Raw genomic sequence first — 13,627 nt, 5'->3', positions numbered from 1 at the left:
TGTGCAAAACTTCCTTTGGCGATAAAAGCCTTTTTCGGTTAAAATAAAGTACATAAGAGCAAGCGGAAATAACGCAGAGAAAATAAAATAATTTTTTATTTTCTCTGCTATTCTATTATTTATTAAACCAGGCTTTTATAAACTAAAAAACAATGTCTAAAAAAAGCGTTTTTATATTCTTGTCGCTTATTATCTTAACGGCCGCTTTTCTTCGCCTCTGGCAAATCCAATCAATCCCTCCCGGACTTTATTCCGATGAAGCCATGAACGGAAGCAACGCTCTTGAAGCGAACGAATCGGGCGATTACAAAATGTTTTACCCCGAAAACAACGGGCGTGAAGGGTTTTTTATAAATATACAAGCCCTGTCCGTAAAAATATTCGGAAACGAAGCATGGGCTTTGCGCGGAGTATCGGCAATTTTCGGAATACTTACAGTTTTAGGGCTTTATTATCTGGCAAAGGAGCTCACCGGAAATAAACGCCTCGCGCTATTTTCTTCATTTATCCTCGCCACGAGTTTTTGGCATCTGCTTTTTTCGCGCATAGGATTCCGCGCCATAATGGCGCCTTTTTTCTTGACCTGGGCTTTCGCTCTTCTGCTCGCGGCCGGAAGAAAAAACAGCTGGAAATTAAGCGCTTTCGCGGGTATCGCTTTCGGACTCGGTTTCCATTCATACATCGCCTATCGCGCCGCGCCTCTTCTTTTGATTTTCCCTTTCATAAAACTTTGGAAAGGCGGGCAGAAAAAAATTATAGCTGTTTTTCTTTTAGGGGCGTTCATCGCGGCAATTCCTCTTGGGTGGTATTTTCTAAAAAATCCGTCTGATTTTTTTGGACGCACTTCCCAGCTTTCGGTTTTTTCTTCAGACGCTCCGCTGAAAAATCTGGCGATAAATTCCGTAAAAACCGCGAACATGCTTTTCTTCTACGGAGACGCGAATTGGAGGCACAATCTGGCGGGTTCTCCTTCTTTATGGTGGCCGGTAGGAATTCTCTTTTTAATCGGCTTTTTCTGGACAATCATCCGCAGAAAATATCTTCTTCTGTTCTTGTGGCTTATCGTGATGGCGCTTCCGGTTGTAATTTCAAACGAAGGAATTCCGCACGCTCTGCGTTCCATAATTCTTATTCCGCCGGTAATGCTCTTTGCCGGAATCGGACTTGAAAAAACAGCGGAAACGGTAAACGGCTGGATTAAAAAACAGCGGGAAAAATATCCCCAATACGAAAATCAAATTTCAAGGATAAGAAAAGAGTTGATTCTTTTTCTGTTTGTGTTTCTCGCGGCAATAGCGACAACAACCTACACGAAATATTTCATCAGATGGGGAGATAATATAAATACCTATTACGCTTTTAACGGCAGGGCAAGCGACATAGCGAATTTCCTGAACAAAGTGCCGCCGCAGACCGATAAATTCGTGATTGTTAATGTTGACGGAGTAAAAGTAAAAAATATCCCGATGCCGGCGCAAACCGTAATGTTTTTAACCGGTTCTTTTACCGAAAAAGGACAAGCGGAAAAACATTTTACTTATCTTCTTCCTTCCGAACTCGAAAAAATAAAATGTTCCGAGACGAAAAATTCCTGTTTTATAGTTTCGCTTGAGTCGGACGCCAAGCTGCGCGACAGAGTAAAACAAATTCAACCCGGAGTTAGAATAAGCGTCTTTCCGGGATTTGAAATGCTATATAAATAAAAACATTATTAATCTAAAAAAATTATGAAAAAAATAGTGAATTTCACGGCAGGGTTAATGCTTCTCGCGATGTTCGGCATTATTTTTACTTCCGCGCTGGGCGATTCCGCCACCATGGACGAGCTTGCGCATATACCTTCGGGATATTCGTATCTTTCGCAAAAAGATTATCGTCTGAACCCGGAGCATCCGCCCCTGATAAAAGACCTCTCCGCTATCCCCCTTTTATTTTTAAATTTGAATTTTCCCACGAACGCGGCCGCATGGAGCGAATATATAAACGGACAATGGGACATGGGAAGAATTTTCATTTATGAATCGGGAAACAATGCCGACAACATAATCGTTTTTTCCCGGCTGCCCATAATGATTCTCGCGGTTCTTTTCGGCTGGCTTTTTTTCAAATTGATACAAGGACTTTACGGAAACAGAGTGGCGCTTCTTGCCCTTTTCTTTTTCTGCTTTTCACCGACATTTCTGGCGCACTCGCGCTATGTTACCACTGACCTTGGCGCGGCCTTTGGTTTTTTCATAGGAATAAGCGCTTATCTCAATTTCCTTTTCCGCGGAGACAAAAAAAGCCTGATTATCGCGGGCGCGGCATTCGGAGTTGCCCAGCTTTTAAAATTCTCGCTTGTGCTTCTCGCGCCGCTATACGCCGTCTTCGGAGTGTCATGGGTATTTTTAAAAAACATAGACAATTTTTATTGGAAAAAATTCTTGAAAGAAGAGCTGTCCGTTATCGCGAAAACTATTTTGATAGGAATCATCGGACTTTTTGTGATATGGCCGGTTTATGTTTTTCACGTTTGGAATTATCCGATAGAACGGCAAGTAAGTGACGCCGTTTTTAACCTCTCTTCCTTCGGGATAAGGCCGCTTGTGGATGCCGCTGTCTGGATGTGCGGAAATCCGATATTCAGGTCTATCGGCCAATATTTTGTCGGTCTTCTTATGGTTGTTCAGCGAGCATCCGGAGGAAACACCACTTATTTTATGGGTGAAGTTTCAGCGGCGGGGTGGCCTTCATATTTTCCTTTGCTATATCTTTTTAAAGAACACCTTGTTCTGCACATTTTAACTCTTTTGGCCATGGCAATTGGGTTGAAAAACATCATCTTAAGCAAAAATAAAAGTTTCAAAAAAACATGCGCATGGCTTAGAGAAAATTTCGCGCTTACGGCAAGTTTTATATTTATCGCGGTTTATTGGTTTCAAGCAATATCAAGCCCTCTTAACATAGGAGTAAGGCACGTGCTTCCGACCTTCCCCTTCATTTATCTTTTGGTCGCGAGACAAACCATAAAATGGATAAAATCGCCGCCGTTTTCGGAACCGAGAAGTTTTAAAGAAAAGATAAAAGAATTTTTTATGAAGTATTTAAGGCCGGTTGAAAGGGGCGCTTTGCTGCTAATACTGCTTCTTTGGATGATTATTTCCGCGATAGCAACTTATCCTTATTATCTTTCTTATTTCAACATCTTGGGGGGCGGAACGGAAAACGGCTATAAAATCGCCGTTGACTCAAATTACGATTGGGGGCAGGATTTAAAACGGCTCAAGGATTTTGCCGACAAAAACCAAATAAAAAAAATAGGAATTGATTATTTCGGCGGAGGAAATCCAAAATATTATTTTGGTGAAAGGTACGAGCAGTGGTGGTCGGCAAAAGGAGAACCTTCTGAGGGCAGCTGGTTCGCCATTTCGCACACATTTCTGCAGGGAGGACACGCAGTACCGGTAAAAAATTTCAAACAAAAATTTGAAGATACTTATCCGTGGCTACTGGGAAAAACTCCGGTCTTCCGCGCGGGGACATCAATAGACGTGTATAAGTTTTAACAAAAATCTAAACTAAGACCGCCCCGGCATCTTGCCGGGGCGGTCTTAGTTTTTGTTCTATCTCTCCTCCGGACGAAAGGTCTGGTCTATATTCACGCCTATTTTTTTAACAGCCGTAATCTCTTTCCCTTCAATATAAACAGCGAGAGCGGCGCCGCTCATTGTTTCGTCTGAAAAGTTCTGGTCAAAAATAAAATTTCCCAAGCTGTAAGCTATCAGCCCGCCATTGTAATCTTCAAATTCCTGCATCACGTGAGGGTGATGACCGATAACGATTTTCGCTCCGGAATCAATCGCGGTTTTTGATAAAATTTTCTGCCTCTCGTTTGCCGCCGGTTCATATTCCTCGCCAAAATGAAAAGAAACAACCAGTACATCGGCTTGCTCGGAAGCCTTTTTTATGACCGAAGAAAAATCGTCAGAAACATTCAAAATGCCCTCTTTGTTTTCTCCGGCTTCAAGCCATTTCGGCCCGACATCGCTAAAACCCAGAAATCCGATTTTGGTTCCGTTATATTCCACTATTCGCGGTCTTTGCGCGTCATCTTTATCTTCTCCTCCTCCTACGGGCAAAATATCAAAATTTTTCAAAAGTCTGACACTTTCGGAAAACGCCTCCTTGCCCCAATCAGCCGCGTGATTGTTCGCCACGGAAACGGCATCAAAACCCGCGGATTTTAAAGCCAGAAGGACTGCCGGAGAAAAACGGAAAGAAATTTCGCTTCCCTGGTCAGAACCTGAAACAGAAACACTTCCTTCAAGGTTGCCAAAAAGGACATCAGCCTCTTTTAAAAATCCCGCTTTTTCAAAAAGAAAGGAAAAATCTCCGGAAGCATTTTTGAAAACCGAATTTTCAACTCCTCTATCCAGCATTATATCGCCGACAAAAACCAAAAGAAACGGCTCTTTAGGAGTCAAAACCGGAGAAGCAGCGATATTGTTTGAAAATCCCGAAAGTACCCTGCCGGCCAAAAATTCAGCGGCAGGCTTTTCCATGGCGCTGAAAAAAACCATGGGGACTAAAAAACCGACGGACAAAGCCGCTAAAGACCAAACCGCTTTTTTTGTTTTTTTTATTTCCATTTGAAAAAAACTTTATTGCCAAAACGCAAGTCTATATACTCGGCATCCTTCGCCGTCTTTTTTTCTTTTTCAAAAATTTCAGAAAAAGCCGTTTCCAAATTGGCAAAAATCAAATTAAAATCGTCTTTCTCGTTAATTATAATTTTCACTCCGTCTTCGTCCCAAAATTCACAGACGCCGTCTTTAACAAAATGTATTTCGCAAATCGGAAAAACCGAATTTGAAATTCGTCTCGCGAAACCAATCATCTTTTCAAATTCTTCTCTCTCCAGCAAAGTCTTGCCTACCGATAAATTTTCCGCCGTTCTCTCGTCGAAAAATTTCAAAAAGACTCCGGCTGAAAAAAACGGCGCTTTTTCAAAAATATAGCCGGTGTTATCCGCAAAAAAACATTCTTTGCCCCCTGCCTCGCAAAATAACGCGACAGGAGACCTTTCTTCTATGTTTATACTGAGCGACGAAGGATAATCTTTTTCTACTGAAACCGAGACGGCTCGGGTAAATTTGGCAAGAAATTTATCCTGCGTTTTTTTCTCCGAAAAGAGGAAGAAATTATTCGCCGGAAAAACTTTCAGTATGTTCGCCGACAGAAAAGATTCCGCCTCCTTTCTTATTTCTTCCTCTGAAATATTTTCAAGGCCGCTTATTTTTATTTCGGTTATCCTAAATTTTTCCGCCCTAAAAAAGAAAAATGCGGCGGCAAAAATTATCGAAAAAGCCGAAAACGACAAAAGGGCAAGACGAAGAAAAAGTTTCTTCCTTTTTGCCCTTTTTCTTGAAGCCAAAATTCCTGGTGTGGAAGACATAAACGAAAATTAAAACGAAGGAGAAGGTACGCCATAAACAATCAAGTATGTCTTATAAAACGCTCATCAAACGAGGCCGAATTTATCTGAAAATCCTGTCCTTTCCCATGTATTTTCTCAGCGGTTCGGGAATTATAATTGAGCCGTCTTTTTGCTGATTGTTTTCAAGAATGGAAATCAAAATTCGCGGTGTGGCTATAACGGTATTGTTTAACGAGTGAACGAAATAAATTTTGCCGTCTTTTGAACGATAACGCATATTCAGCCTTCTTGTCTGAAAATCATGAAAATAAGAAGCCGAATGAGTTTCTCTGTATTTTTTCTCCGAAGCCACCCACCCTTCTATATCGTATTTTTTTACCTGCCCCAGGCCCAAATCAGCCCCGCAATTTACCACCACTCTGTAAGGTATTCCGAGTTTCTGCATAATACGCTCGGAGTTTTGAGTTATTTCCTCATGCCACTTTACGGATTCCTGGTGATCCGCTTTACACAAAACAATCTGTTCCACTTTCATGAATTCATGGACGCGGTAAAGCCCTTTGACATCTTTTCCATAACTTCCCGCCTCCCGCCTGAAACACGGGGAAAGAGCCACGTATTTTTTGGGAAGCTCTTCTTCTATTAAAATTTCCCCGGCATGATAGCCCATCATCGGCACTTCTGCCGTGCCTGCCAAATAAAGATTATCTTGCGTTTGATAAACTTCATCTTTACCCTGCGGAAGCCAGCCCGTGCCTAAAAAACTTTCTTCTTTTACTAGAGACGGCGCGAGGAACGGAACAAATCCGTTTTGAACCATCTCGTCAAAAACAAATTGCCATATCGCGAAATCAAGAAGCGCTCCTTCGTTTTTCAAAAAATATCCGCGAAAACCGGAAACCTTGGACCCGCGTTCAAAATCGGCAAGGTCGAATGTCTTTAAAATTTCCAAATGGTTTTTGGGAGTAAAATCAAAAAACGGAATTTTTCCCCACCTTCTTATCTCTTTGTTATCCAAATCGCTTTCTCCTTCGGGAACGGACAAATCAGGAATATTCGGAGCTTCAAACATCAAATTTTGCCATTTTTCCGTCAAATCATTTAGATTTTTTTCGCCGGCGGCAAATTTATCTTTTAAAATTTTAAGTTCGCTTATAAGCTTTTGTTTTTCCGATTCGTCGGTAATTTTAGACACTCTTTCCGAACGGATGTTTTGCTCCGCTTTCATGGTTTCCGTTTCCTGAAGAAGTTTGCGGCGGGCCTCATCCAATTCCAAAAGCCGGTCAACATTGAAATTGATACGTTTTTTTCTTGCAGCCTCTTTTACAAGCTCTCGGTTCTCACGAATAAATTTTATATCCAGCATTGAATTTATGATAACAAAACAAGCAAAAGTTGGCAAAAACAAAAGTCCGCCGCCGTTTAAACGGCGGCGGGCTAAAAATTACGCGACAAACAATTTCTAAAACTGAATTATTTTACGGATTGAAAATTTCTTTCCTTTAAAAACCTGGACGCGCAATAAAATATCGCCAGAATCAAAACCAGCATTCCGAAAACCAACGCCCATTTGGAAAAAGAAAAACCAAGTCCGGCAATCGCGCCGATGGCTCCGAAATTTCTTTCTTCAAAAACCTTCACAAAAGTTTCGTTTGAAGAACGCAATATTCCGTCAGCTTCGACAACGGCAGTATCCCCGCCATTTTTTATGGATTCATCATAGGGAGCCTCGGAACAAACAACGGTATCAAGAGAAATTTTCTTTTCGTCTCCCGCATTCAATTCTCCTATTTTCCAGACGACTTTTTTCTGAATTCCGCAATCCGTATTTCCGCTATCATTGCTTACCAATTTAAGATATTCGGAGACCAAATCTCTTACTTCGATGTTTTTCAAAGTTTCGCTTCCGTTATTTTTTAAAGTAAAGGTAAATCTTAAAACATCGCCCCTTAAAGCCGAAACTTCGTCTTGCGTTCCGTTCGGAGACGTAATGTTTTCAACGGATTTTACGACAGAAATTTCTTTCCCAACAGCGGTAGCGGCGCCGGATCCGGTTTTAAAACTCAATATCTGCCCATAATTTGTGGCAGAAGCCGAACTCGCGACTGCGCGATAGTAATAAAGAGTGTTTGGCAAAAGACCGGAAACGTAACCGGTAAAAGAAGAAGAGCGATTCGGCAAAGAAACAGCTTTTACGCCGGTTTTATTGCCAAGCGCGACTGATGTTCCCCATTCAAACCAAGTTGAAACAGAAACGGTATCATTTGAAGCGACAGAACCTTTCAATGTCGCGTCATAAAGCCCGACAGAATCCGGGGACAAAGACACGACAGATAAAAATTTTGAGCCCGAAACCGAACCCCCGTTTTCATTCACTTTAAAAGAAACGACCACATTTCCTTGGCTGGACCACCCCGGGGCTATATCGCCGATTCTTATTCCGCTCGTAGTAAAGATATGATATTTTTCCTGACCAAAAGGAAACTCCGAAGAACCGTAAGTAGTCTGGTTCGGCCTCCAAGTAGCAGAACCTTCGATATAGTCAAGAGAGCGAGGTTCCGACAAAGAAATGCTAACGCTTCCCGAAGCTATCGGGGTATTTTCAGACCATACCTCCGCGCGAATTACATGGTTTATTCCTTCCGCGTCATTTTTGGGAGTAATTTTTACCCTCACGTCTTTTGCCGTTTCCAAAGAAGTATTGTGATAATAAACAGCCACTGCGATTATGTCGCCGGGAGTAGCGGTAATAGAAGTACCCCAGCCAGAACTTGTAGTCCCGGGCTGTTTGGTGACATTGCCGACTCTTAAGGTTTGATAATCGGCAGGGTCGGTGTTAAAAGTCGCAGCAAAAGCACCGGGCGAAAACATGGCAACCGTTGTTAAAGCGACGACAGATAGCACTATTGTTTTTAATATTATTTTTTTCATATTCGTTTTTTTATATTTAATTTTGATATCGCATGTTTGAACCTTCAAACGCCAAAGCATTTAAAAATTCAAGAATGCGCGCGAGGAAAGTTTTCCAGACTTTCCTCGCGAAATTGTTTATTGAAAAAACTTTTTAAGGAGCATTGCCGCCAACAGGTCCGCCGACGCCAGTTCCACCAAAACCGCCGCCAGCACCGCCGGCGCCAATTGCTACCCCGGAGGAAGGCGTTGTTACAATAACAGTAGGAGCGCCTCCAATCGGAGCTCCGGCGCCAGAACCGGCATTTCCCGGAGCTCCGCCAACCGGACCGCCACCTGCCACGACAGAAGTTTGCCCTGGAAGCGACTGATAATAATAAGTACTGGTATTGGAGCTTGAATATCCGGAGTTGGAACTGGAAGTGGTATTTGTGGTTGTTGTGGGCGCGGACGTTGTTGTTCCGCCGCCTGCTCCCGCGCCGCTTCCCGTTGCGCTAACTCCGACACCCGTCTGAGTGTTCACGGAAGTGTTGAAGTTGGTGTCAGGCAAACCAAAAACCCAATTGGCGCTTGCGCCCAAGTAAGTTCTCGGTACCATCTCCCACAAATTGCCTTGCCACGTTCCTCTCGGCGCATCCAGATATGCCATACCAAGGTTCGGCATCGGCAAAAACTGGAACGGAGGATTATAAACAGTTTTGCTTTCATCCTCTCTTTTTGTTGCAACGACAGGGGTTTGTTCGGACAAAGGCCGCGCATCCCGCAAAATTTTTAAAACATCATTTCCGCACGCTTTTATCCAGCGTAGTTTTCCATCCGGCCCATAAACAGCCGGTGTTCCGCCTCGTATCCACCCGGTAGAATTTCTGTTCCGACCTTCTAAAACAACCTCGGTGTCATAAGGAAGAGAACTTAAAGTCTCATCCGCACCAAGTTTCCGATAACGATTTACTGGATCGCCGCCGATATTTAAATAGTGGCGTTTTTCTACCGGGGGAATATCCGCGCGACTGGAAACATGGTTTACCGAATTTACCGAACCGCCAGAAACCGGTGAATAAGTTGACTTATATGAACCTTCAGCGTCCGGCAAAAATCCGCCTTCGCCGTCATCATAGACACCGTAACGAACCTCGCAAAATTCCTTGCTTCCACCCGCCTTACGGCAGTTGAAATAGGCTTTCATCCCGGCGTCCGCGACAAACACCTTTTTATAATTCAGATTCAAATCACGTTCCTCGCGGCCTTTCTCTGTTAAAAGGGTAGTGCACCCCTGAGCAAAAGAAAGGCATGCCAAAACCGCAAAAACTCCGACAAGCGAAAGCCACATCCCGAAAGACGTAGACGACTGACGCTTCATCCAAACCACCTCCCTTCCTCAAAAAGTTTATTTTCAATGGTCTTTTTGACCTTTTTTTCTAACCACAAAATAGCACGCTTATCTAAGAGTTGTCAAGGTTAAAAAACTTCGCTCTCCTTTTCTATTTTTTCATCTGCAATAAAAATTTTATACTTCCCCTGTTTCTATTTCGACCCCATTAGGTGAACTCAAAAAAATCCCCCTTAATAATGAAAAAACAAAAAAAGGCAGAGCAGTCAAAAAAATCAAATCAAAATTATCAAAAAATTTTGACAGCGATTTTCCATACTATAAAATAAAGAGCATACGCAGATGAACGAAACGGAAAAAATCTTCGCCAACGCTTTCAATCAATCACCGCAGCTAGATGCCGTTTCTCTGAAAAAAATCAAAAAAAGTTTCGGTTCTTTTGAAAAAGCATGGAAAGCGGAATTTTCAAAAATAAAAACCGCCGGAGAAACCGAATCGCTCAAAGATTTCAGAGAAGGCGTCAATCCCGAAAAAGAATTCGAGTTTCTTGAAAAAGAAGATGTTAAAATTCTTCTTGAAGACGAATTCCCTTCTTCTTTAAAGGAAACTTTCCCCGAACCTCAGATGCTTTATTTAAAAGGAAATCTGCCCGGCGAAAAACAAATTTTGCTAGCGGTTGTCGGCACCAGAAAATTTTCTTCATACGGACAACAGGCAACGGAAAAAATAATACACGGGTTCAACGGTTTTGATATAAATATAGTAAGCGGCTTGGCGCTCGGGATAGACGCTATCGCTCATAAAGCCGCCATGGAAAACGGGCTCAAAACAACAGCTGTCTTGGGATGCGGGCTTTCCGACAGCGTCATATACCCGAGAGCGAATTTCGGTCTGGCAAAAGAGATACTTGAAAAAGGAGGAAGTCTTGTTTCCGAATATCCTTTAAAAATGCGCGCGGCCAAATACACATTTCCAAGAAGAAACAGAATAGTGGCGGGGCTTTCAAAAGGAATTCTTGTTACAGACGCGCCGGAAAAAAGCGGGGCGATGATAACGGCTTACATTGCTCTGGAATACGGAAAAGAAGTTATGGCCGTGCCCGGTTCCATTTTCAGCGAAAATTCGAAAGGACCCAATCTTTTGATAAAAATGGGCGCGGTGCCCGTAACAGAAGCAAAAGACGCTATTTTTGCCTTGGGGCTTGAAGAAAAATCCGAAGAAAAAAACGGAGGGTTAAACCTTTCATCCGATGAAGAAAAAATAATATTCCTTTTGTCGGAACCGAAAGCTCGCGACGAAATAATAAAAGAGTCCGATTTGACAGCAAAAGAAGTTATGGCTATCTTAATGCAAATGGAAATAAAAGGGCTTATAAAAGAAAACGGAGGAAAAATTTACAAAAAATAAAATGAAAAACCTGGTTATAGTAGAAAGCCCAACCAAAGCAAAAACAATCTCCCGGTTTTTGGGAAAAGACTTTACCGTTGAATCGTCAAACGGGCATGTTAGGGATTTGCCAAAAGGAAACCTGGGGATAGACCTTGAAAATGACTTTAAACCCAAATACGTAATTCCCAAAAAAAGCGAGAAACAGGTCAACCTCTTGAAGAAAGCCGCGAAAACAGCGGAAAGAGTAATACTGGCAACCGATGAAGACCGCGAAGGAGAAGCCATCGCCTGGCACCTTATTCAGGCACTGAACCTGAACGAACAAAAAAAGAAAAGTAAAAAAACCGCTTCGGCGGCAGTCGGGCAAAAAACGATTGAACGCATCGCCTTTCATGAAATCACCAAGTCGGCGATAGAAGAAGCGCTTAAAAATCCGCGCGCATTGGATATAAATCTTGTAAACGCGCAGCAGGCGAGAAGAATTTTAGACCGGCTCGTGGGATACAAGCTTTCGCCGTTTTTATGGAAAAAACTGATGCGCGGGCTTTCTGCCGGACGCGTACAGTCTGTTGCCCTGCGCCTTATAGTGGAACGCGAGAAAGAAATAAAAGATTTCATACCGCAGGACTATTGGCTCATAACAGTGATTTTTAAAAAAGAAGACGGGCAGAAAGAAGAATTTGAGGGATTTTTGGTGAAGATAGACGAGAAAGCCGTTCCCAAGCCGGGATTTTTGGACGGAGACGAAGTTGACGGAATAATAGACGCGCTTAAAAATCGCGAATTCAAAATAACGGACATAGAAAAAAAATCCGTTGAAAGAACTCCTCGGCCTCCTTTTACCACAAGCACCTTGCAGCAAGCGGCATGGCAACGGCTGAAATTTTCCGCCAAAAGGACAATGATGCTCGCCCAACAGCTTTATGAAGGAATAGACTTAAAAAAAGAAGGAGGGCATGTCGGCCTCATAACCTACATGAGAACGGATTCTTTAAATATCGCCGAAAGCGCGCTGGTTCAGGCAAGCGACTTCATCAAAAATAGTTTCGGAGAAAAATACGGAGTGGAAAAATATCGCCGGTTCAAAACAAAATCAAAAGGCGCGCAGGAAGCTCACGAAGCTATAAGGCCGACTCACCCGCACCTTTCCCCCGATTCCATAAAAAACGACCTTAATCCGTCTCAGCACAAACTTTACAGTTTAATATGGCAGAGGTTTATCGCCTGCCAAATGGCAAACGCCGTTTTTGAAGACACAAACATAAAGATAGAAGCAAACGGCGAAGACGGGAAAAATTATCTTTTTCAATCAAAAGGTTCAATACTCAAATTTGACGGATTCTTGAAAGTTTATCCGGTAAAAGCAGAAGAAAAAATTCTTCCCGAAATTTCAAAAACTGACAAAATCTCGGCAAAAGAAATAATTCCGGACAAGCACCAAACTCAGCCGCCGGCGCGATTTAACGACGCTTCTATCGTCAAAGAGCTTGAAAAAAACGGCATCGGCCGGCCTTCAACTTACGCCCAAATAATTTCAACGATTGAAACAAGAAACTACGTGGAACGCGACGAGCAAAAAAGGTTCGTGCCCACGGAAATAGGAGAAAAAGTAAACGGAATTTTGGTTGAACATTTTCCTAAAATTGTTGACATAAATTTTACCGCCAAGATGGAAAGCGATTTGGACGATATTGCCGAAGGCAAAACGGAATATCCGCCGATTGTAAAAGAATTTTACGAACCTTTCGAAAAAAATCTTTTGGAAAAATACGAAAGCGTGGAAAAAGAAGATCTTACTGAACCGACAGATGAAGTCTGCAAAGAATGCGGAAAGCCAATGGTCATAAAACACGGCCGTTTCGGACGCTTCCTTGCCTGCTCCGGTTTTCCTGACTGCAAGAACACAAAACCCCTGCCGCCGAAATCCCTTAATATGAAATGCCCCTTGTGCAAAGAAGGCGATGTCGTGGAAAGAAAAACAAGGCGCGGAAAAATATTTTACGGATGTTCACTCTGGCCAAATTGCAAATTCGCCACCTGGCAAAAACCGACGGGAGAACTCTGCCCCGAATGCAAGTCGCCCCTTGTCGAGCTCAAGAGCGGAATCAAGTGCTCGAATAAAGAATGCGGATATAAAAAATAATAAAAGGCCGGTCATAGAGACCGGCCTTTTATAAAAAGGATCAGATCGTGTATTCTCTGAGAAGGTGCGGGGGAAAAAGACCGCAATGCCCGGCAACTCTCGAGCAAACTTGCCGTTTTGATATTTCTTTGCCGCTTTTTTGTTTTATCGTTTTCACGAAAGAAGACAGCACTTCATCGGCAACTTCGATGATTTTTTTGTGTTCTTCTCCCTCCAAAGGCAATCCTTCCGACACCTTGCTCGCCAATTTTTCAGGGAAAAAGAGAATACCTAAAAGTCGCAGCCCGCGGATAAATTTAGCAACAGAGACCATCGGCATATTTTTCTCCAAAAAACCGCCGTATTTCCACCGCTCCAAAGTTCTCTCGATTTCTTTACCGCTTATCAAAAAACCGTTCATCCCCTTTTCTCCTTTCTCAAAAGATATTTTTCAAACACC

10 protein-coding genes are annotated in these 13,627 nt (G+C 42.7%); 4 read left to right on the top strand and 6 right to left on the bottom strand.

Annotated features, from left to right (window positions below):
* Positions 1 to 152 precede the first annotated feature (152 nt).
* Entirely contained in the window at positions 153 to 1,703 is a 1,551-nt protein-coding gene (locus tag PHC85_00280) for a glycosyltransferase family 39 protein (protein MDD5032545.1), read from the top strand.
* A gap of 24 nt (positions 1,704 to 1,727) precedes the next feature.
* Positions 1,728 to 3,545 (top strand): glycosyltransferase family 39 protein, encoded by a 1,818-nt coding sequence (locus PHC85_00275; GenBank protein MDD5032544.1) that lies wholly within the window; start codon positions 1,728 to 1,730, stop codon positions 3,543 to 3,545.
* 57 nt (positions 3,546 to 3,602) lie between these two features.
* Here PHC85_00275 and PHC85_00270 read toward each other — a convergent pair whose 3' ends face one another.
* The 5 genes from PHC85_00270 to PHC85_00250 form a co-directional block, all read right to left on the bottom strand.
* The gene (locus PHC85_00270; GenBank protein ID MDD5032543.1) at positions 3,603 to 4,628 is read right to left on the bottom strand and encodes a CapA family protein; all 1,026 of its coding nucleotides are present in this window, start codon (positions 4,626 to 4,628) and stop codon (positions 3,603 to 3,605) included.
* The gene (locus tag PHC85_00265; protein MDD5032542.1) at positions 4,619 to 5,434 is read right to left on the bottom strand and encodes an FtsQ-type POTRA domain-containing protein; all 816 of its coding nucleotides are present in this window, start codon (positions 5,432 to 5,434) and stop codon (positions 4,619 to 4,621) included. The genes PHC85_00270 and PHC85_00265 overlap by 10 nt, the downstream gene beginning before the upstream one ends.
* A gap of 82 nt (positions 5,435 to 5,516) precedes the next feature.
* On the bottom strand, positions 5,517 to 6,782 hold the full coding sequence (serS, locus tag PHC85_00260) for a serine--tRNA ligase (protein ID MDD5032541.1): 1,266 nt from the start codon (positions 6,780 to 6,782) through the stop codon (positions 5,517 to 5,519).
* 107 nt (positions 6,783 to 6,889) lie between these two features.
* Positions 6,890 to 8,407 carry a hypothetical protein gene (locus tag PHC85_00255; protein MDD5032540.1) on the bottom strand — a complete coding sequence of 506 codons (1,518 nt, stop codon included), beginning with the start codon at positions 8,405 to 8,407 and terminating at the stop codon, positions 6,890 to 6,892.
* 73 nt (positions 8,408 to 8,480) lie between these two features.
* On the bottom strand, positions 8,481 to 9,686 hold the full coding sequence (locus tag PHC85_00250) for a hypothetical protein (GenBank protein ID MDD5032539.1): 1,206 nt from the start codon (positions 9,684 to 9,686) through the stop codon (positions 8,481 to 8,483).
* Between the two features lie 312 nt (positions 9,687 to 9,998).
* Here PHC85_00250 and dprA point away from each other — a divergent pair, with 312 nt between their 5' ends.
* Positions 9,999 to 11,063: a DNA-processing protein DprA gene (dprA, locus tag PHC85_00245; protein MDD5032538.1), complete on the top strand. Its 1,065-nt coding sequence runs from the start codon at positions 9,999 to 10,001 to the stop codon at positions 11,061 to 11,063.
* A 1-nt stretch (position 11,064) separates the two neighbouring features.
* Positions 11,065 to 13,188: a type I DNA topoisomerase gene (gene topA, locus PHC85_00240; protein ID MDD5032537.1), complete on the top strand. Its 2,124-nt coding sequence runs from the start codon at positions 11,065 to 11,067 to the stop codon at positions 13,186 to 13,188.
* 40 nt (positions 13,189 to 13,228) lie between these two features.
* Here topA and PHC85_00235 read toward each other — a convergent pair whose 3' ends face one another.
* Positions 13,229 to 13,588, bottom strand: coding sequence for a hypothetical protein (locus tag PHC85_00235; GenBank protein MDD5032536.1), 360 nt, complete (start codon positions 13,586 to 13,588; stop codon positions 13,229 to 13,231).
* Positions 13,589 to 13,627 lie beyond the last annotated feature (39 nt).

Source organism: Candidatus Paceibacterota bacterium (assembly GCA_028711505.1).
Lineage (GTDB): Bacteria > Patescibacteriota > Minisyncoccia > JAHISW01 > Tagabacteraceae > JAQTSC01.
This window is presented reverse-complemented; position numbering and strand designations above follow the sequence as displayed.